Source organism: Mesorhizobium sp. HAY1-8B (assembly GCF_056868045.1).
In genome coordinates this window covers 3,110,334-3,131,978 of record NZ_CP200321.1, presented here as the reverse complement: position 1 = coordinate 3,131,978, position 21,645 = coordinate 3,110,334, and the positions used below count along the sequence as shown (strand labels likewise).

Here is a 21,645-nt window from a genome sequence, read left to right as displayed (position 1 = left end):
ACGGTCACATGCGTATTGTCTGTCCCTTCTGCGGCGAACGCGAACTCGGCGAGTTCACCTATCTCGGCGACGCCAAACCGGTGCGGCCGGCGGCTGGCGCTGCGGAAGACGAGGTTTACGACTATGTCTATCTGCGCGACAACATCGCCGGCGTGATGAGCGAGAACTGGTATCATGGCGGCGGATGCCGGGCCTGGCTGAAGGTCACGCGCAACACGCTGACGCATGAGATTTCCGCAGTCGAACCGGCACCGGGCGCCGGTGCCGCGAAGGTTGACGCGTGATGGCCGGCGCGCAGACAAACCGGCTGGACAATGGCGGTCTCATCGACCGCTCGGCGCAGTTGAACTTCCGCTTCGACGGCAAGAGCTTTTCCGGCTTCCAGGGTGACACGCTGGCGTCCGCGCTCGTTGCCAATGGCGTCAAGCTGGTCGGCCGCTCGTTCAAGTACCATCGCCCGCGCGGCATCCTGACATCAGGCTCGGAAGAGCCCAACGCGCTGGTCGAGTTGCGCACCGGCGCCCGGCGTGAGCCGAATACCAAGGCAACGACGGCGGAGCTCTACGAGGGGCTGGAAGCAGCCAGCCAGAACCGCTGGCCGTCACTGCGCTTCGACGTCATGTCGGTCAACCAGCTGTTCGCCCCGATCTTCGTTGCCGGCTTCTACTACAAGACCTTCATGTGGCCGGCGAAGTTCTGGGAAGCGATCTACGAGCCGGCGATCCGCCGCGCCGCGGGCCTTGGCCGCGCCGCCGGTGTTGCCGATCCCGACCACTACGACAAGGCCTGGGCGCATTGCGATGTGCTGATCGCAGGCTCCGGTCCGGCTGGCCTTGCGGCGGCACTTGCTGCGGGCCGCAGCGGCGCCCGCGTCATCCTGTGCGAAGAGGATTTTGCGCTCGGCGGCCGCCTGCTCTCGGATGGCGGCACGATCGATAGCCTGCCGGCCGGCCAATGGCTGTCGCGGACGCTGGCCGAGCTCGCGGCAATGCCCGATGTCCGCATCATGACCCGCACGACGCTGTTCGGCGTCTACGATGGCGGCACCTATGGCGCGCTGGAGCGGGTCAACGACCACCTGCCCTCGCCGCCCGAACACCAGGTCCGCCAGCGGATGTGGCGGATCGTGGCGAAGCGCTGTGTCGTCGCGGCCGGTGCCATCGAACGGCCGATCGTCTTTGCCGGCAACGACACGCCCGGTGTGATGATGGCCTCGGCGATGCGCACCTATGTCAAGCGCTACGCCGCCACTCCCGCAAAACGCGTCGCGCTGTTCACCAACAATGAGGATGGCTGGCGCACGGTCGAGACCGCACTTGCAACCGGACTGCAGATCGCCGCAGTGATCGACGCGCGGGCCGACGTCTCCCCTGCCCATCGCTCACTTGCCTCCAAGGGCGACTTCCCGGTGCTGCACGGCGCTGTCAGTGGCGTTGACGGCGGAAAGGATGGCGTGAGGAAAATCATCGTGTCGCTGACCGGTGGGGCGCGCGCGGAGGTCGAGGCCGACGGGCTTGCCGTTTCCGGTGGCTGGAATCCGGCGGTCGGGCTCACCTCGTATCATCGCGGCCGGCCAAAATGGCGCGACGACATCGCCGCCTTCGTCCCCGACGGCGCACCTCCCGGCATGGTCGCAGCGGGTGCGGCCAACGGCGATTTCGGCCTCGGCGCCTGTCTGAGCCAGGGGTTTGCCGCCGGCGCGGCGGCGGCGCGTGATGCAGGACATGAAGGCAAGGCAGGCACCGCGCCCGGCGCCGACGACGAGGCGTTCTCCCTAACGCCGCTCTGGCATGTCGCCGGCAAGGGCAAGGCCTTCGTCGACTACCAGCACGATGTCACCGCCTCCGACATTGAACTGGCGCAGCGCGAGGGTTTTGAATCGGTCGAACATCTGAAGCGCTACACGACGCTCGGCATGGCGACCGACCAGGGCAAGACCTCGAACGTTGCCGGCCTCGCCATCATGGCGGCGGTGAGCGGCCGCTCCATTCCCGAGACAGGCACGACGATCTATCGGCCGCCTTATGTGCCGGTTGCCATCGGTGCCTTTGCCGGCCATCATCGCGACGAGACTTTCCACGCGACGCGGCTGACGCCGTCGCATCACTGGGCAGCCGAACAGGGTGCCGTCTTCGTCGACACCGGGCTGTGGAAGCGCGCGCAATGGTATCCCCGCGCCGGCGAGAAGGACTGGCTGGAATCGGTGACCCGCGAGGTCAGGGCGGTGCGAAGCGGCGTCGGCTTCTGCGATGTCTCGACGCTCGGCAAGATCGACGTGCACGGCCCGGATGCCGGCGCCTTCCTCGACCGCGTCTACATCAACACTTTCTCCAACCTCGCCGTCGGCAAGGCGCGCTACGGGCTGATGCTGCGCGAGGACGGCATCGTCTACGACGACGGCACGACGTCGCGGCTGGCCGAGGACCATTACTTCCTCACCACCACCACGGCGAAGGCCGGACTGGTGATGCAGCATCTCGAATACTGCCGGCAAGTGCTGTTCCCGGAACTCGACGTCCAGCTGACCTCGGTCTCCGACCAATGGGCGCAGTTCTCCATCGCCGGACCGAAAACCCGCGATCTGCTCAAGGGGATCGTCGACCCGGCGGAAGACCTGTCGAACGAAGGTTTTCCATTCATGGGCGCGCGCGAAGTCGCCTTGCGCGGCGGCATCAAGGCGCGGCTGTTCCGCATCTCCTTCTCCGGCGAGATGGCGTTCGAGATTTCCGTGCCAGCGCGCTATGGTGAAGCGATGGCGCGCAATCTGATGCTGGCCGGCAGACAATTCGGCGTCACGCCTTACGGCACCGAGGCGCTCGGCGTGATGCGCATCGAGAAGGGTCACATCGCCGGACCGGAACTGAGCGGCACGACGACGGCCGCCGACCTTGGCCTCGGCAAGATGATGTCCACCAAGAAAGATTTCATCGGCCGTGTCATGGCCGGCCGCGAGGCGCTGGCAGCGCCGGATCGTCAGGTCGTCGTCGGCGTCAAGCCCACGGACAGAGCGTGCCGGCTGCGCTCCGGTGCGCACATTATCCCGAAGGGGCAGACGCCCGGGCCAGGCAACGACCAAGGCTATATCACCTCGGTCTGCTTCTCGCCGACATCAGACCAGTGGATCGGGCTCGCGCTCGTCGAGCGCGGCCGCGAACGCATCGGCGAGATCGTCCATGCGCATGACCCGATACGCGGCGAAGACTATGATGTCGAACTGTGCAATCCCGTCTTCTACGATCCGGATGGAGGGCGCCAGCGTGGCTGAGTTTTCCTGGGACATCCGCAGTCCGCTCGAGCGGGCGCTCGTATCGGGTGCGTATGGCGCACGTGGCGATGTCGGCGTCTTGCTGACCGAGATCCGCAATTTCGACCTCGTCCAGGTGATGGCGCGGCGCGGCAAGGCAGCCGACATGGCCAAGGCCGCGAAGGGCAGGTTCGGCGTTGCCGCTCCGGAAACGCCGAACGCGATCGCCGCGGCGGACGCAACACTGATCTGGTCGGGACCGGATCAGTTTTTTGTCCTGTCCAAGGGCGGCAAGCATGGGACGGGAGCGCTTGCGCCTGCCTTTGCCGCATCGACGTCGCTGTCCGACCAATCGCATGCGCGCGTACTGATCAGTGTCTCCGGCGCCAAGGCACGCGCAATGCTGGCCAAGCTGTCTTCGATCGATCTGCATCCCGATACGTTCGCGGTTGGGACGGCTGCCGCGACCTCGATGGATCACACCAGCGTCACGCTCTGGCGCGGCAATGACGGGGCGGATGGGTCGGCGGTGTTCAACGTTCTTGTGTTTGCGACTTTTGCCGAAAGCCTGTGGCACACGATGCTGGACTCATCTGCGGAGTATGGCGTCAACATCGAGCATTCCGAGGAACTGACTTAGCGCTTGTACGCGCCTCCTCCTTCTCCCTTGCGGGGAAGCAAGAAAGAGCAGCCGCCTTGCCAAACGCAACCGCGCTGCTATTCTTGTTGCTAAAATAATTTCACACACAGGCAAACTTGTTTCTCGAACCGCAAGGCTGAGATGAATCAGTCGCCCTACCCCACGGTCACAGCAGGACCGCCGCGCCCAAGCCTCATCCTGAGGCCCGGCCAGATCGCGCTGCCGCCGGGCATGGAACGCTATACGATCCAGGGCAATGGCGCGGCGCTGATCGAGGTCGAGGCCGGCGATACGATCACGGTCCGCAATGTCGAGGGTGGCCAGGCCTGCGAACTGCTGGCCTGGGACGTCACAGGCGCCACCGATGCCGCCATCCTCGGCGAAAGATCCAACAGCAATGCCGCAGGCATCAAGGCGTTGCTGACCGAAGGCGATGACAGTCTCGCTGCCCTGCGGCGGGGCATCGCGCGCCGGCAAGTTCAGCTTGACCAGGCCAAGGCAGTCCGCGTCTTCGGCAGTGCCACCCCTGCAGGCACCGAACAGGGTTTCATCGTCGCTCGCGACGGCTCGATGATCGTCGCTGCACCCGGCGGCCCGATGCTGGTCGATGGCCACGACACGGCAACGCCGCTTACGGTTGTCGTGCGCCGCGCCACGATCCGCCTGAAGACAAAATCGCAGTTGGCCGATCCACTCGCCGATCCGGTGCTCGACCTCAGGGTGCACTCGGCAACCGCCGAATCCTATTTCGTCAAGGCGGGCGACTATCTGCAGATCATCGATGTCGACGGGCGCCAGTGCACCGACTTCCAGTGCTTTTCGGCGCGCAAGCTCGACAAGGGGCTCGACCATCCGCTCGACGTGACCACGACACGCACGCTGATGGGATCAAGCTATCCGATGCCCGGCCTGCATTCGAAGTACTATGACCAGGACATGGAGCCGCTGGTCGAGGTGGTGCAGGACACGTGTGGCCGGCATGACGCCTTCGCGCTCGCTTGCGCGGCCAAATATTACGACGACATCGGCTATCCAGGTCACACCAATTGCTCGGAGAACTTCAACCGCGCGTTGTCGGACAAGGGCGTCAATCCCCGCGCCGGCTGGATGGCGATCAACTTCTTCTTCAACACGGCGATCGACGCGCACGGCGTCATGGTGTCTGACGAGCCGTGGTCCAGGCCAGGCGACTATGTGCTGCTGCGCGCGCTCACCGACATCGTCTGCGTTTCCTCCGCCTGCCCCGACGACACGACGCCGGCCAATGGCTGGGACCTGACCGACATCCACGTGCGGACCTATTCCGGCCAGCACAAATTCTCGCGAGCGATCGCCAGACGCATGACGCCCGATTCGGAACCGAAAATGACCCGCGAGACAGCCTTTCATTCGAGCTTTGCCAAGCACACCCGCAACTTCGTCGAGTATAGGGGCTATTGGCTGGCCAACTCCTTCGCCAAGGATGGGCCGATAGCCGAGTACTGGGCATGCCGGCAGGACGCGGTGATCATGGACCTGTCGCCGCTGCGCAAGTTCGAGGTCACCGGCCCGGATTCCGAAGCGCTGCTACAATACACGCTGACCCGCGATGTGAAGAAACTCGGCGTCGGCCAGGTCGTCTACTCCGCCATGTGTTACGAGCATGGCGGCATGATCGACGACGGCACGCTGCTGCGGCTCGGCAAGGACAATTTCCGTTGGGTCGGGGGCGACGATCTTTCCGGCGAATGGCTGCGCGAGACGGCAAAAAAGCTCGACCTCAACGTGCTGGTGCGCTCGTCGACCGACCAGATGCATAATGTCGCCGTGCAGGGCCCGAAAAGCCGCGACATCCTCAGAGAAGTGATCTGGACTTCACCGTTGCAGCCATCGATTGATGAGCTCGAATGGTTCCGCTTCGCCGTCGCCCGCATCGGCGGCGGCAACGGCGTACCGGTCGTCGTCTCACGCACCGGCTATACTGGCGAGCTCGGCTACGAGATATGGTGCCATCCGCGCGACGCAGAAAAGGTGTTCGACGCCATATGGCAAGCCGGCCAGCCGCATGGGTTGAAGCCAATGGGCCTGCAGGCGCTCGACATGGTGCGCATCGAGGCCGGACTGATCTTCGCCGGCTACGAATTCTCGGACCAGACCGACCCGTTCGAGGCCGGCATCGGCTTCACCGTGCCGCTGAAGAGCAAGACCGATGATTTCGTTGGCCGCGAGGCGCTGATCCGGCGCAAGGAAAACCCGCAAAACAGACTGGTCGGCCTCGACATCGACGCCAATGTCGCTGTCGGCCATGGCGATTGCGTCCATGTCGGCCGTGCCCAGATCGGTGTCGTCACCTCGGGCATGCGTTCGCCGGTCCTGAACAGGAACATCGCGCTGGCTCGGCTCGACGTCACCCATGCGGCCATCGGCACCGAGGTTGAGATCGGCAAGCTCGACGGCCATGCCAAAAGGCTGCCGGCGCGTGTCGTCGCCTTCGCCCACTACGATCCACAGAAGACCAGACCGCGTTCCTGAGCATTGCCTTCAGGACAGGCAAAACCGCGCCAGCAGCGCCGCGAGGCGTATGCTTGCGTGCGCGCGCAAGCGTGATGTGTACGGTTTCACAAAACGCTTGACCTGAAAGCGCGCCGGATCAATCTTCACTCTTAAGAAAAAAAAACGACTGAGTGGAAACATTGGAGTCGTGTCGTCATGGGCCGGGGAGCAAGCTTCGCAAAGTCGAGGCATCGCCGGCGGGGAACATCGAAAAGGGGAAGTCACTGACATGAGCACCATAAGCACGACCCTGGAACAGCCTGCCGAGAGCAAGCTGCTCAGGCATATCGACTGGCGCGGCGCCTTCTGGGTGGCAAGCGGCGTTCCGGCACTGGTTCTGTTTTCGATCGGCGGCATTGCCGGCACGACCGGGACGCTGGCCTTCCTGATCTGGACGGTGTCCATGATCATGGGTTTCCTGCAATCCTTCACCTATGCCGAGATCGCCGGCCTGTTCCCGAACAAGTCCGGCGGCGCCTCGATCTACGGCGCCACAGCCTGGCTGCGCTATTCCAAGTTCATCGCGCCGCTGTCGGTGTGGTGCAACTGGTTCGCCTGGTCGCCGGTGTTGTCGCTCGGCTGCTCAATCGCCGCCGCCTATATCCTCAACGCGCTGGCGCCGGTGCCGCTGTTCACCGAGACCTCGGCGGAAGTCGTCGCCTATATCGCGGCGCATGCCGGAACGGCACCCGCCGACGCCATCACCGCCGTGACCGCGGCCGCAACGCCCGCAATCCGCAACTGGACGCTGTACAGCCACACGCTGGGTCCGGTTTCCTTCACGTTCAATGCGACCTTCTTCATCGGCGCGGTGCTGATGCTGATCATCTTCTCGATCCAGCATCGCGGCATCCTCGGCACCGCCAATGTACAGAAGTATATCGGCCTGCTGGTCATCATCCCGATGCTCATCGTCGGCGTCGTGCCGATCGTCACCGGGCAGATCAACTGGGCGAATTTCTCGCCGCTGGTGCCGCTGGCCGCCGCCTATGCGCCCGAGCCAGGCGCCTGGAACATCGCCGGCTGGACGCTGGTGCTCGGCGGCTTGTTCATCGCCGCCTGGTCGACCTACGGCTTCGAGACCGCCGTCTGCTACACTTCCGAATTCAAAAATCCCGGCACCGACACGTTCAAGGCCATCTTCTATTCCGGCCTGCTCTGCATGCTGTTGTTCATCCTGGTGCCCTTCACCTTCCAGGGCGTGCTGGGCCTCAACGGCATGCTGGCAACGCCGATCGTCGACGGCTCCGGCGTCGCTGACGCGCTTGCCGGCATGGTAGGCGGCGGCAAGCTCATCCACAGCCTGCTGGTGATGCTGATGATCCTGGCGCTGGTGCTGTGCATCATGACGGCGATGGCCGGCTCCTCGCGCACGCTCTATCAAGGCTCGGTTGACGGCTGGCTGCCGCGCTATCTCAGCCACGTCAACGAGCATGGCGCGCCGACCCGTGCCATGTGGACCGACCTCTGCTTCAACCTGATCGTACTGGCCATCGCCTCGGCCGATGCGACGAGCTTCTTCTTCATCCTCGCCGTGTCGAACTGCGGCTACATCATCTTCAATTTCCTCAACCTCAATGCCGGCTGGATCCACCGCATCGACAACGGCCATATCGCACGGCCATGGAAGGCGCCGACCTGGCTGCTCGGAATCGGAGCCATCTTCGCCTATGTCAACGCGATCTTCATGGGCGCCGGCGCCAAGGTGTGGAACCCGATGGCGCTGTGGGCCGGGCTGATCACCGCGGCGCTGATCATTCCGGTGTTCTGCTTCCGCCACTACATCCAGGACAAGGGCAAGTTTCCCGACCACATGCTGGCCGATCTCGGCATGACGGGAACTGACCTCTCGGTGAAGAAAGCGGGCATGCTGCCCTATCTGACGCTGGTCGCCGGCGTGGTCGTGATGCTGATCGCCAACTGGATATTCGTCATCTGACAGAGGCAACTTAACAGGTATCGGGCGCGCTTCGGCGCGCCCGATATTTTCGGCCACCGGCCGGGGGCTTCACCTCACCCAGCCTTGCGGACCGACGCTTCCGTACCTTCGAAGAACCGGTTGGGCGGCCGCTTCAGGCCGAGATTCTCGCGCAGCGTCGAGCCCTCATACTGCCGCCTGAAGATGCCGCGCCGCTGCAGCTCGGGCACCACCTTCTCGACGAAATCGTCGAGCCCGGCGGGCAGGTAGGGAAACATGATGTTGAAGCCGTCCGATCCCTCGGCGACCAGCCATTCCTCCATCTCGTCGGCAATGGTTTTCGGCGTGCCGACGAAAGCAAGGCCGGAATAGCCGCCCAGCCTCTGGGCAAGCTGGCGCACCGTCAGGTTTTCATCCCGAGCCAGTTCGATGACGCGCTCGCGGCTGCTCTTCGAGGCATTGGTCTCCGGTATTTCCGGCAGAGCGGCGTCGGGATCAAAGGCCGACGCGTCATGTCCAAGAGCGATCGACAGCGAGGCAATGCCGCTCTCGTAGTAGACCAGGCTGTCGAGCTTCGCCCGCTTGGCCCGCGCTTCCTCGACACTGTCGCCGACAATGACGAAAGCGCCAGGCAGGATCTTGATGTCGTCGCGGGAACGGCCAAGTTTTTGCGCCCTGCTTTTAACGTCGGCGAAGAAGCGTTGGCCCGACCCGAGATCACCATGGGCGGCGAAAATGACTTCCGCCGTTTCCGCGGCCAACTGCCGCCCGGCCTCCGACGCGCCGGCTTGCACGATGACCGGCCAACCCTGCACCGGCCGCGCGATGTTGAGCGGCCCGCGCACAGAGAGATGCTCGCCCTTATGGTCAAGCACATGCAATTTGGCGGGATCGAAATAGAGGCCGCTTTCCGCATCGCGGATGAAGGCGTCGTCGGCAAAGCTGTCCCAGAGGCCGGTGACGACATCGTAGAATTCCCGCGCCCGGTGATAGCGCTCGTCATGCTCGACATGTTCATCCAGCCCGAAATTCAACGCCGCATCGGGATTGGACGTCGTCACGATGTTCCAGCCGGCGCGCCCGCCGCTAATATGGTCGAGTGACGCGAATCGACGGGCGATGTGATAGGGCGCGTCAAAGGTCGTCGATGCGGTGGCAACCAGCCCGATGTGATCGGTGACGGCAGCAAGCGCCGACAACAAGGTGAACGGCTCGAACGAGGTCACCGTGTGGCTGCGCCGAAGCGCCTCGATCGGCATGTTCAGCACGGCCAGATGATCGGCCATGAAGAAAGCGTCGAATTTCGCCGCCTCCAGCGTCTGCGCGAAACGCTTCAGATGCGCGAAGTTGAAGTTGGCGTCGGGATAGGCGCCCGGATAGCGCCAGGCGCCGGTGTGCAAACTGACGGGACGCATGAAGGCGCCGAGCCGCAATTGCTTCTTTTCTGCCATGGGAAGACACCCTGATGAGGACGAGCGTTGCCGCTCCGGTGGCGCTCAGCATGGAACCGCTTGGCCGCACTGGGAAGGAATTCTGTTTTGCAAAATCGGCGCCAGAGAGCATTTTAATCGGCGTGATGGGATCAGCCGCCGCGCCGGACCATCCGCCATCGACATCAGCGATGGCGGATGATCAGCTCCGCTCTATTCGGCTGCCAGCGCCAGTTGCGGCCTTTCCGGCTGTTCCGTCGCGGATGCTTCCGCGGCGTCGACACCACGCTTCTTCGGCTCGCGGCCAAAGAACAGGGCATAGCCGGCGGGCAGCACCAGGATGGTCAGCACGGTGGCGACCACGATGCCGCCCATCATCGCATAGGCGAGCGGCCCCCAGAACACGGCGCGCGAGATCGGGATCAGCGCCAACACCGCCGTCATCGCAGTCAGCACGATCGGCCGGAAACGGCGCACAGCCGAGCCGATGATGGCCTCCGAGCGCTCCATGCCTCTGGCGATGTCCTGGTCGATCTGGTCAACCAGGATGATCGAGTTGCGCATGATGATGCCGAGCAACGCAATGACGCCGAGGATAGCGACGAAGCCGAACGGCGCGCCGCTGATCAAAAGGGCCGCGGCCGCGCCGATGATACCGAGCGGACCGGTGGCCAGCACCAGCATCGCCTTGCCGAAGTTCTGCAGCTGGATCATCAAGAGCACGACGATGATGGCCAGCATGATCGGCGCCTTGGCGGCGATCGAAGCCTGGCTTTCGGCCGAATCCTCGGCACCGCCCTGGATTTCGATCTTGTAGCCGGGCGCCAGGCCGTCGCGCAGGCCCTGGATGTCCTTGTACATCTTGGTGACAACGTCATTGGACTGCACGCCGTCGGGCAGCGTCGCCCGCACGCTGATCGTCGGCAGGCGGTCGCGGCGCCACTCGATGCCTTGCTCCAGCACCGGAACCACCTTGGCCACCTGCGAGAGCGGCACGAAGCCGCCGAAATCGGTCGGGATATAGACCGAGTCAACCGACGACAGCAGGCTGCGGCTGGCGTCCGGCTCGCGAGCGACGATGGACACGGTCTCCTCGCCGTCGCGGAAATTGTCGAGCGGCGCGCCGGACATGGTTGCCTGCAGCATCTGGCGGATGCGCTGCGAGGTGACGCCGAGCGCACGGGCACGGTCCTGGTCGATCACCAGCTTCATCGCCGGCACCGGTTCGAGCCAGTCGTCATGGACCGCGCCGAGCAACGGATTCTCGCGGAACTTCGCCTTGACCTGGTCGGCGATGCGGCGCACCTCCTGGCGATCCGGGCCCATGACGCGCATCTGCACCGGCCAGCCGGTTGGCGGTCCGAGGAACAGGCGGTCGACCTTGGCGCGGATCGAGGGGAAGTCCTCGGCCAGAACCGTGCGCAGCTTGACGATCAGCCGCTCGCGGGCCGGCTCGTCATTGGCCATCACCAGCATCTGGGCGAAGTTCGGATTGCTGAGCTGTTGGTCGAGCGGCAGGAAGAAGCGCGGCGCGCCTTCGCCGATATAGGTGGCGATGAAGCGCTTGTCCTTGTCGTTCATCATCTTGGCCTCAAGCGCCTTGGCCTGCGCTTCGACCTCCTTGATCGAGGTGCCTTCCGGCAGCCAGAGGTCGACGAGGATCTCCGGCCGCGACGATTGCGGGAAGAAGTTCTGCGGAATGAACTGGAACGCCCACAGGCTTGTGGCGAAGGTCACCAACGTCATGACAAGCACGATGATGCGATGGCGCACCGCCCAGCCGACGGTGGCGCGAAGCCGGCGGTAGAAGCGCGTGTCGAAGGCATCGTGATGGGTACCGGCATGCTTGCGCTGCTTGAGGATCATGTTGCCGAGCCATGGCGTGAAATAGACCGCGACGAACCACGACACGATCAGAGCGATGCCGACGACATAAAACAGCGTGCGCACATATTCGCCAGCCGTGGATGCGGCAAAGCCGACCGGAATGAAGCCGGCGGTGGTGATCAGCGTGCCGGTCAGCATCGGGAAAGCGGTCGATGTATAGGCGAAGCTCGCCGCCTCGATCTTGACCAGGCCCTCCTCCAGCTTTCGCTCCATCATCTCGACGACAATCATGGCGTCGTCGACAAGCAGGCCGAGTGCAATGATCAGGGCGCCCAGCGAAATGCGCTGCAGGTCGATGCCGAGCTCGTACATGATGGCGAAAGTGGCTGCGAGCACCAGCGGAATGGCAATGGCGATGACCAGGCCAGAACGCCAGCCGATCGACAAGAAGGAGACGACAAGCACGATCAGCAGCGCCTCGCCGAGCGCGTGCATGAATTCGGCCACCGCATCCGTGACGACGCCCGGCTGGTCGGAAATCTGGTCGACCGACACACCATAAGGCAGCCCCTCCTCGAAGCGCTTGTAGGTCGCCTCGACATCCTTGCCGACGTCGGTAACTTTAAACCCCTTGGCCATCACGACGCCAAGCTGCACGCTGTCATGACCGTTGAAGCGGTATTTGCGCTGGAAGGGATCTTCGAGCCCCGAGGTCACGGTGGCGATGTCGCCGAGCCGGGTGACCTGGCCCCCGGCGCGAAGGCGCAGTTCCCTGATATCGGCGGCCTTGGTGACGTCGCCTTCGACCGAGATGCGCACCGAATTGATGCCGGTGTCGACGGCACCGGCCGGATCGACATTGTTCTGGCCCTTGATCGCATTCTGCAGGTCGGTCAACGTCAGGCCGCGCTCGGCCAGCGCCTTGGACGAGACGTCGATATAGAGCTTTTCCGGCTGGTCGCCGATGATGACGGCCTTCTCGACGCCGGGCGTGGTCAACAGCATGTCGCGCGCCTGGATGGCGAATTTCTTCAGCTCGGGATAGGAGAAGCCATCGCCGCTGATCGAATGCAGCGTGATGAAGGTGTCGCCGAACTCGTCGTTGAAATAGGGGCCGAGCAACCCTTGCGGGAGGTCGCCGGATATGTCGCCGACCTTCTTGCGCACCTGATAGAAAGCATCCGTTACCTCGGCGGCGTTGGTATCGCCCTTGATCTGCACCGTGATGATGGCGCTGCCGGCGCGGGTGAAGGAGCGTACGAAGTCGAGATGCGGCGTTTCCTGCAGCTTGCGCTCGATCTTGTTGACGACCTGGTCCTCCATCTCCTGGATCGAGGAGCCCGGCCAGATCGCCTGCACGACCATGACGCGGAAGGTGAAGTCGGGATCTTCCTTCTGGCCCATGCGCATCAGGCCGAGCGCACCAGCGATGATGATCAGCCCGAACAGGAACCGCGCTATGGAGGGGTGACCGATGGCCCAGCGCGAAAGGTTGAAGGGCCGCTTTTCTTCAGTGGAGTTCGTCATCGGTGCTGGTCCACTTTGCTGTTTGCCGGCGCCTGGTGCTTCGAAGAAGCGCGGCGCGCGAAAACGAAATCATTTGCGTTCGATACTGGCTTCCGGGCGGCGAGGCTTTCCGAGCGGAGAGACACTCATCGAGGTGGGACGCTAGGATCGATGCGGGGGTACATCGGCCTTGACGTCTCGACCTTCGGGCGCACGCCGCCCGGAAACCTGCGGCCGCGGGAACGCGCGGCCGACCTGTCTGTCGTCAGCGCAGCCGGCTGGCGTCGTCGGCCGAGGCGGACTGCTGCGCGATGCCGCCGGCGAGCTTCACCTTCAGATTCTCGGTCATGAACTGTGTTCCGGCGGCGACCACGATATCGCCGGGATTCAATCCTTCTGCGACACGCACGCCATCGGCGGCGAACTTGGCAACCTTCACCGGACGGGCATGGACGGTGTCGGCGCCACGATCGACGGTCCAGACGATCGACTGGCTATCTTTCTCAGCCAACGCGCTCAGCGGGATCGATACGAGTTGCTTTTCATTGGCCGCCGACGCCTCGATATTGGCAGTCATGCCGAGAAGCACGCGCTGGTCGTTGGGCAGGCTGACGCGGACAGCGAAGGTGCGCGACTGCGGATCCGCGCTGCCGGCAACCTCGCGAACCTTGCCGTCGAGCGTCAGTGTGTTGTCGGACCAGAAGCCGGCCTTGACTGACTTGCCCGGCTTGAACTCGGCGATCTCCATTTCCGGGACCGCGATCAGCACTTCCTTCTCGCCGTCGACCGCGACGGTGACCACTGGCGCACCGGAGCCGACCACCTGGCCGAGATCGGCGTTCACGGCCGTGACGATGCCGTCCTTGTCGGCCTTGAGGTCGGTATAGCCGACCTGGTTCTTGGCCTGTGCAAGCGACGAACGGGCGGAGTCGCGCGTGGCAACCGCCTGGTCATAGGTCAGCGTCGCCTGTTCGAGCTGCGATTTCGGTGAGAAGTTCTTGGCAAAAAGCTGCTCGGCGCGCTTGCGCGCAAGCTCTGTCGTCTCGACCTGCCGTTCGGCGGCATCGAGGGCTGCCTGCGCGCTCTTGACCGAAAGGTCGTAGTCGGTGGGATCGATGCGGGCAAGTACATCGCCCGGCGCCACGTGCTGGCCGATGTCGACAAGGCGCTCGGTGATCTTGCCGTTGACGCGGAAAGCCAGCGCGCTTTCGGTGCGGGCCCGCACCGAACCGGAGTAGGAGAGCGTGCGGGTGTCGTGCGCTTCTGCAATCTCGACAACCTTGACCGGGCGGATGATCTCCTTGACCTCGGCCTTCTCCTGGCTGCAGCCGGCGAGCGTGAGCCCTGCAACGACCAGGCCCGCGACCGGCAACCGGCGGATGATGGAATTGGACAAGGACATCGTGGTACTCCCGACTGGAGGCGGACTGTCGACACCGGCGACCGGCGTCTATTTCAAGGCTCTGATGGCGTAGTCGATAAGTTCGTCGGGCATTGCCCGGTTGGTCTTGGCAAGGCACTGCGCCACCATCTGCGGGTGGCAGAGAATGACGGTGGCGGCGCCAAAGCAGCGCGAGGCGGCTTCGGGATCCTGCTCCCTGAACTCGCCGGTCTCGACGCCCTCGCGGATCACCTCGGCGAACAGGTCGTGAATGCTGTTGACGTGCTTGTCGATAACGCTCCAGTCGCGCTCGAGCGCGACGATGACCATCTCATGGACCTTCTGCTCGTCGAGCATGGTCTCGAGCGTCATCTTGTACTGGGCGTGAATGTAGCGACGCAGCCGCTCCTCCGCGCTGAGCGGCAGGTGCATGATCTCGTAAGCCATCTTGTAGCTGGCGCCGAGCATCCGGCCGCAGACGGCTTGGTGGATTTCAACCTTGGAGGCGAAGAAACGGTATATGTTGGCCGGCGACATGCCGAGTTCGCGGGCGATGTCCGCGACATTCGTCTTGCCGTAGCCATAGTGCCGGAACAGGCGCTCGGCGCAGTCGAGAATGCGCGTCACATTCTCCTGCCTGGCGGCATCGACCACGATGTTGGCGGCTTCGGACATGGGTCCCTGTCGTTTTACGAGTGACGAATTTTAATTTTCGTCACTCGTAAATTGAAGAGAGGGAGATGTCAACGCGAAATCGACGTACGCGTATAATTGGTGACAGATGGTGACAGTTGGCGGGTGCGACAACCGGCGCTCGCGATTGGGATCGGCCCCATGAATTCGTCATTCTAGGGCGCAGCGACGCAGCGCACTCCCCAGGATCCATGCCGGGACGTCTGCCGAAGAATGAGACGGATCAAAGCGTTACGCGGATCAGCATCGACAGCCTGCGAAGAGCCGTTGGAGCACGGCCGCTAGGTCGCGGCATGGATCCCAGGGTTTCCGCGACGTCGCTTCGCGACTGATCCACCCTAGGATAACCACGTCAGGCAGGTCCGCGACAAATTGTCGAGGCCATGGCAAGAATGACGGTGCAGCTACGTCCCCTTGGCCATCTCCCGGAGCCGGAACTTCTGGATCTTGCCCGTCGACGTCTTCGGTATCTCCGCAAATATCACCGCTTTCGGCACTTTGAAGCGGGCAAGCAGCGCACGGCAATGCTCGATGATCTCGGCCTCGGTCGCGGTCTTGCCAGGCTTCAGTTCGACATAGGCCACGGGCACCTCGCCCCACTTGTCATCATGGCGCGCCACCACGCCACAAGAGGCAACGGATGGGTGTTTGTAGAGTGCGTCCTCGACCTCGATCGAGGAAATGTTCTCGCCACCCGAGATGATGATGTCCTTGGAACGGTCCTTGAGCTGGATGTAGCCGTCGGGATGCATGACGCCGAGATCACCCGAGTGGAACCAGCCGCCGGCGAAGGCATCGTCGCTTGCCTTGCGGTTCTTCAGATAACCCTTCATGACGATGTTGCCGCGGAACATGACCTCGCCGATCGTCTCTCCGTCGGGCGGCGTCGTCTGCATCGTCTCGGGATCCATGACGGTCAGCCCTTCGAGTGCTGCGTAGCGGACCCCCTGCCGTGCCTTCTTGGCGCTGCGCTCGCCTTTTGCCAGACCGTCCCATTCACCGTGCCATTCGTTGACCACGGCCGGACCATAGGTCTCGGTCAGGCCGTAGAGGTGGGTGACGGCAAAGCCGGCATCGGCCATGCCCGACAGCACGGCTTCCGGCGGCGGAGCGGCCGCGGTGTTGAAGGTCACGATCTGCGGGAACTCACGCTTGTCCTCGTCCCTGGCGTTGATCAGCACCGACATCACGACCGGCGCGCCACACAGATGGGTGACGCCATGATCGGCGATGGCGTCGTAGATCGGCTTCGGCCGTACCCAGCGCAGGCAGACATGGGTGCCGGCCTGGACGGCGAGCGTCCACGGAAAGCACCAGCCGTTGCAATGGAACATCGGCAGCGTCCAGAGATAGACGGCGTGCTTGGCCATGCCGGCATGGATGGTGTTGGTGTAGGCCATCAGCGCCGCCCCGCGATGGTGGTAGACGACGCCCTTGGGATTGCCTGTCGTGCCGGAGGTGTAGTTGAGCGAGATGGCGTCCCATTCATCGTCGGGCATCGACCAGGCAAAGTCCTCGTCGCCGCCGGCGACAAAGTCCTCATAGTCTGATGCGCCGATCCGCTCGCCTTTCGGATAGGGCGCGTCGGCGGCGTATTCGGGATCATCGTAGTCGATGACCAGCGGCTTGACGTTGGCCAGATCAAGCGCCTGCCGGACGACACCTGAGAATTCACGATCGACGATCAGCACCTTGGTCTCGGCATGGTCGAGTTGGAAGGCGATGATCGCGGCGTCGAGGCGGGTGTTGAGCGAATGCAGCACCGCCTGGATCATCGGCACGCCAAAATGCGCCTCCAGCATTGGCGGCGTGTTGGACAACATGACGGTGACCGTGTCGCCCTTGCCGATGCCGCGCTTCTGAAGCGCCGAGGCGAGCTTCAGCGAGCGGCGCCAGAATTCGCGATAGGAGATGCGCTGGCTGCCATGGATGACGGCGATATGATCAGGATAGGTCTTTGCGGCGCGCTCCAGATAGGTAAGCGGCGTCAGCGGCTGGTGGTTGGCCGCGTTCCTGTCGAGATCCTGTTCGTAGGGATTGCCCATCCCGTCCTCCCCAAAGTTCTTTTCGAGCTTTCTAACCTTAGGACTCTCGTCAGGCCATCCCCCCGGATGGCCGAAAATGCTATGCTATCCAGGCTTTGTAGAACGGCGATCCCGGATGAACCTTGCCGAGAGGCGATCGTGTCCCCGCATCCGAATTTGACTTTTGTCGAGAGCCGTGACTAATGTCAGCCGAGGAGACGGCATGGCGATCCGACCGGCAGAACAGCTCATTCACAAGGCCGCCTGGCTCTACTACGCGCATGGCCTGCGGCAGGACCAGGTTGCGAGCCAGCTTAACATTTCCCGTGCTTCGGTGGCCATGTATCTGCGCAAGGCGCGCGAGACGGGCATCGTCAACATCTCGACCTCGACCCAGCTGTTCACCGATGATGTCATGGCGCGCAAGCTCGAGGACGCGCTGGGCCTCGACGCGGTCTGGATCGCGCCGGAGAACGGCCATATCCCGGACCCTTCGACTGACATCGCCGTGCTGGCGGCGAGCGTCTTTCTGGAACTGGTCAAGAAGGGTGACCGCATCGGCGTTGCCTGGGGCCGCACCGTCTACATGATCGCCGACATCATGTCCTATGCCGACCTGCAGGATGTCACGGTGGTGCAGCTCTGCGGCAATCTCGGCGCGCCGTACTCCTATCGGCCCGACCAGTGCACCATGGAAATCGCGCGCCGGCTCAACGCCAAGGGGTTGAACTTCTATGCGCCGCTGGTGCTGTCGACGGAAGAGCTGGCGCGCGCGCTGCGGGACGAACCGGTGATCCGTGAGCAGTTGTCGGGTATCAAGGACTGCGATCTCGCGCTTTACTCGGTCGGCGCGGTCGACGCCGAGAGCCATCTGGTCAAATGCGGCGCGCTGACACCGGGCGAGATGGCGGAGTTGCGCAGCCGAGGTGCCGCGGGCGTCATTGCCGGGCAGATCATCGACGCCGAGGGCAAGGTGCTCGACTGCAGCTACAACCGCCGGGTGATCTCCGCCGAGCTTGCCTCGCTGCGCGCCATCGCCAGGCGGCTGATGGTGGTGCAGGAGGACAGCAAGTTCGAACCGCTGCTCGCGGCGATCGCCGGCGGGCTTTGCACACATCTCGTGGTCGGCGCGCATATGGCGCAGCGGCTGCTCGATCATGCCGGAGCGGCAACCCAAAAGGCATCCTGAATAAGCAATCTTTCGCCGGCGCATTGTCATCAAGGCGTCGCGGCATTCCTGTTCACCACCCAAGACAGCAACTGGACGAAGCGAACATGAAGAACCTGTGGAACGACGAAGCGGCGGAGAAACTTGTTGCCGACTATGCCAAGAAAGGCGTCGGCCGCGACCTGGCCTTGCGCGTCTACACCACGCGGCTGCTGGGCGGCGTGCCGCAGCTGGTGCTGCATGGCGGCGGCAACACCTCCTGCAAGATCAAGGCGACCGACCTCGTCGGCGATGAATGGGACGTGCTCTGCGTCAAGGGCAGCGGCTGGGACATGGCCGTCATCGAGCCGCAAGGCCTGCCGGCGGTCAAGATGGGCGCCCTGCTCAAGGCGCGCGCGCTGGACAAGCTCTCCGACGAGGACATGGTGGCGCTGCAGCGGGCGAACCTGATCGATCCGTCCTCCCCCAATCCCTCGGTCGAAACTTTGCTGCATGCCTTCCTGCCGCACAAATTCGTCGACCACACCCATTCGACCGCGATCCTGGCCATCGTGGACCAGGAAGACTCGAAGCCGCTGGTGAAGACGGTATTCGGCAGCAAGATGGGCTACGTACCCTACATCATGCCAGGCTTCGACCTTGCCAAGGCGGCGGCCGACGTTTTCGATGCCGACCCGACCGTTGAAGGCCTGATCCTCGACAAGCACGGCATCTTCACCTTCGGCGACGACGCTAGGCAGGCCTATGACCGGATGATCCACTATGTGAATGTCGCCGAGGACTATGTGGCCAAGCACGCCAAGCCGAAGGCGGCGAAGGCCGCGCTACCGGCAAAGCTTTCAACGCCGGCTTCCATCGCGCCGATGCTGCGCGGCGCCGTCGCGGTGTCGCGCGGCGAAGGCCGCTTCGACCGCATGATCTCTGACTTCCGCACCTCGGACGCGATCGTCGATTTCATCAACTCGGCCGCGATCGCCGATTATGCCGGACGCGGCGTGTCGACACCCGACCTTTCGATCCGCATCAAAACAGGCCCGATGGCGGTGCCGGCGCCCGATGCCGACAAGGCCGGCGACTACAAGGCCGTCATCAAGAGCCATGTCGACGCGTTCGCCAAGGATTATCGCGCCTATTTCGAGACCAATGACGCGCTCGACGACGTCAAGCGCATCATGCTCGACCCGATGCCGCGCCTGACGCTGGTGCCGGGGCTGGGCATGTTCGGCCATGGCCGCACGCTGAAGGATGCCAAGATCGCCTCCGACGTTGGCGAAATGTGGATCGAGGCGGTGCGCGGCGCGGAAGCGGTCGGCCGGTTCCATCCGCTGTCCAAGGCTGATCTGTTCCCGCTGGAATACTGGTCCCTCGAACAGGCCAAGCTTGCCTCCAACAAGCCGAAGCCGCTGACTGGCCAAGTGGTGCTGATCACCGGCGGCGCCGGCGCGATCGGGGCGGCGACCGCAAAACTGTTCGCCGAGAATGGCGCCCATGCCGTCGTTGTCGATCTCGATGCCGACAAGGCTGCTGATGCCGCCAAGAAGGCCGGCAACAATTCGATCGGCGTCGCCGCCGACATCACCGATCCGGCCCAACTGCGTGCCGCCTTCGACAAAGCGGTTGCCGTCTTCGGCGGCATCGACATCCTGGTCTCCAACGCGGGGGCGGCCTGGGAAGGGCGGATCGGCGAACTCGATGATGCGCTTCTGCGCAAGAGCTTCGAGCTCAATTTCTTCGCCCACCAATCGGCGGCGCAGAACGCGGTGCGCATCATGCTCGAACAGGGCACAGGCGGGGCGCTTTTGTTCAACACCTCCAAGCAGGCGGTGAACCCCGGCCCGAAATTCGGCGCCTATGGCGTACCGAAGGCGGCGACTTTGTTCCTGTCCAGGCAATATGCGCTCGACTACGGCGCCCACGGCATCCGCTCCAACGCCGTCAACGCCGATCGCATCCGGTCCGGCCTTCTGACCGACGCCATGATCGCCAGCCGCTCCGGCGCGCGCGGCGTCTCGGAGAAGGAGTACATGTCCGGCAATCTGCTCGGCCAGGAAGTGACCGCACAGGACGTGGCTCAGGCCTTCCTGCATCACGCGCTGGCCGAACGCACCACCGCTGACGTGACGACCGTCGACGGCGGCAACATCGCGGCGGCGCTGCGGTAGGCATTTCCGGCTGACAACAAAAAGGGCGGCTCACGGGCCGCCCTTTTCATATCTGTCGTGACGACCCTTACTTGGCGTTCGGGTTCGGCATCCAGGCCGGCATGGCGACATCGGCATGGGCGAACTGCGGCAGCTTGGCCGACAGGTCTTCCATGTTCTTGATATCCTTGTCGATCAGTTCCTTCTGGGTGATCAGTGTCGGCGGCACGATGACGTTGTGGCCGGGGTCCTCACCGGCGAGCAGTTGTGCCAGAGCGCGCACCGAGACCTGGCCGACAACGGCCGGGTTGGTCGCCGCGGTCGCTGCCCAGGCGCTGTCGGGCTCGCGCATCGCCGCGATATCCGAAGTCGAGATATCGGCCGAATAGATCTTGATGCCCTTGTTGAGACCCGCTTCGTCGACGGCGATCTTCACGCCCTTGGCGAATTCGTCATAGGGGGCAAACATCACCTTGATATCAGGATGAGCCGAGAGCACCGAACGAGCCTGGTTGGCGACGGAGTTGGCGATCGGGTTGTCAAGCGTGCCGAACATGGCCACTTCCTTGATGCCCGAATACTTCTTCTTCACATCAACCCAGGTCTCGTTGCGGCGGTCGAGCGGCGCGATCCCGGCGACATAGACATAGCCCGCATTCCAGCTTTCGCCATTATCCTTGACTGCCTGCTCGAGCGCGAGGCGGGCAAGGTCTTTGTCCGACTGTTCGATCTGCGGGATCTTGGGGTTTTCGACATTGACGTCGAAGGCTACCACCTTGATGCCGGCGTCAACGGCGCGCTGCGCGGCGTCCTTCATCGATTCCGTCAGCCCGTGCTGGATGATGATGCCCTGCACGCCGAGCGCGATCGCCTGGTCGACCATGTCGGACTGAAGGGCGGCGTCCTGGCGGCTGTCGAGCACGCGCAGGTCGATGCCGAGCGCTTTCGACTGCGCCTCGACGCCCGAGAGATAGGCCTGGAAGAAGTCGCCGGTCGAGAGATAGCGCACCAGCGCGATCTTGACGCCGGGCTTGTCGAACGGCGCCGGCTTGTCCGCGCCAAAAGCCGGCACCTGCATCAGCATGGTTGCGCCGGCCAGCCCGAGGGCCACCTTCCCCAGAAGTCTTCTTGTGATGTTCAC

General features: G+C 63.6%; 13 protein-coding genes. 7 read left to right on the top strand and 6 right to left on the bottom strand.

Annotated features, from left to right (window positions below):
- Positions 1 to 8: 8 nt before the first annotated feature.
- The 5 genes from AC1VON_RS14620 (at position 9) to AC1VON_RS14600 (ending at position 8,355) form a co-directional block, all read left to right on the top strand.
- The gene (locus tag AC1VON_RS14620; RefSeq protein ID WP_483123874.1) at positions 9 to 284 is read left to right on the top strand and encodes a sarcosine oxidase subunit delta; all 276 of its coding nucleotides are present in this window, start codon (positions 9 to 11) and stop codon (positions 282 to 284) included.
- A complete protein-coding gene (locus AC1VON_RS14615; protein WP_483123872.1) occupies positions 284 to 3,265 on the top strand; it encodes a sarcosine oxidase subunit alpha in 2,982 nt (993 codons plus the stop codon). Before AC1VON_RS14620 ends, AC1VON_RS14615 begins: the two co-directional genes overlap by 1 nt.
- Positions 3,258 to 3,884 (top strand): sarcosine oxidase subunit gamma, encoded by a 627-nt coding sequence (locus AC1VON_RS14610; protein WP_483123869.1) that lies wholly within the window; start codon positions 3,258 to 3,260, stop codon positions 3,882 to 3,884. Before AC1VON_RS14615 ends, AC1VON_RS14610 begins: the two co-directional genes overlap by 8 nt.
- Before the next feature lie 141 nt (positions 3,885 to 4,025).
- The gene (locus AC1VON_RS14605) at positions 4,026 to 6,395 is read left to right on the top strand and encodes a trimethylamine N-oxide demethylase (protein WP_483123866.1); all 2,370 of its coding nucleotides are present in this window, start codon (positions 4,026 to 4,028) and stop codon (positions 6,393 to 6,395) included.
- A gap of 250 nt (positions 6,396 to 6,645) precedes the next feature.
- Complete coding sequence (locus tag AC1VON_RS14600; protein WP_483123865.1) at positions 6,646 to 8,355, top strand: trimethylamine N-oxide permease; 1,710 nt, start codon at positions 6,646 to 6,648, stop codon at positions 8,353 to 8,355.
- Between the two features lie 74 nt (positions 8,356 to 8,429).
- Here the strand turns inward: AC1VON_RS14600 and AC1VON_RS14595 are convergent, their stop codons facing one another.
- From AC1VON_RS14595 to AC1VON_RS14575, 5 genes are all read right to left on the bottom strand, one after another.
- Positions 8,430 to 9,785: an LLM class flavin-dependent oxidoreductase gene (locus tag AC1VON_RS14595; protein ID WP_483123861.1), complete on the bottom strand. Its 1,356-nt coding sequence runs from the start codon at positions 9,783 to 9,785 to the stop codon at positions 8,430 to 8,432.
- A 192-nt stretch (positions 9,786 to 9,977) separates the two neighbouring features.
- Positions 9,978 to 13,118: an efflux RND transporter permease subunit gene (locus AC1VON_RS14590; protein WP_483123859.1), complete on the bottom strand. Its 3,141-nt coding sequence runs from the start codon at positions 13,116 to 13,118 to the stop codon at positions 9,978 to 9,980.
- Positions 13,119 to 13,362: 244 nt separating this feature from the next.
- On the bottom strand, positions 13,363 to 14,499 hold the full coding sequence (locus tag AC1VON_RS14585; protein WP_483123856.1) for an efflux RND transporter periplasmic adaptor subunit: 1,137 nt from the start codon (positions 14,497 to 14,499) through the stop codon (positions 13,363 to 13,365).
- Between the two features lie 48 nt (positions 14,500 to 14,547).
- Entirely contained in the window at positions 14,548 to 15,153 is a 606-nt protein-coding gene (locus AC1VON_RS14580) for a TetR/AcrR family transcriptional regulator (protein WP_172351500.1), read from the bottom strand.
- Between the two features lie 422 nt (positions 15,154 to 15,575).
- A complete protein-coding gene (locus tag AC1VON_RS14575; protein ID WP_483123855.1) occupies positions 15,576 to 17,216 on the bottom strand; it encodes an acyl-CoA synthetase in 1,641 nt (546 codons plus the stop codon).
- A 202-nt stretch (positions 17,217 to 17,418) separates the two neighbouring features.
- Between AC1VON_RS14575 and AC1VON_RS14570 the strand changes: the two genes are divergently transcribed.
- Entirely contained in the window at positions 17,419 to 18,384 is a 966-nt protein-coding gene (locus AC1VON_RS14570) for a sugar-binding transcriptional regulator (RefSeq protein ID WP_483123854.1), read from the top strand.
- 86 nt (positions 18,385 to 18,470) lie between these two features.
- Complete coding sequence (locus AC1VON_RS14565; RefSeq protein ID WP_483123851.1) at positions 18,471 to 20,525, top strand: bifunctional aldolase/short-chain dehydrogenase; 2,055 nt, start codon at positions 18,471 to 18,473, stop codon at positions 20,523 to 20,525.
- A 67-nt stretch (positions 20,526 to 20,592) separates the two neighbouring features.
- Here the strand turns inward: AC1VON_RS14565 and AC1VON_RS14560 are convergent, their stop codons facing one another.
- Positions 20,593 to 21,645, bottom strand: a complete 1,053-nt coding sequence (locus AC1VON_RS14560; protein ID WP_172351504.1) for a substrate-binding domain-containing protein — start codon at positions 21,643 to 21,645, stop codon at positions 20,593 to 20,595.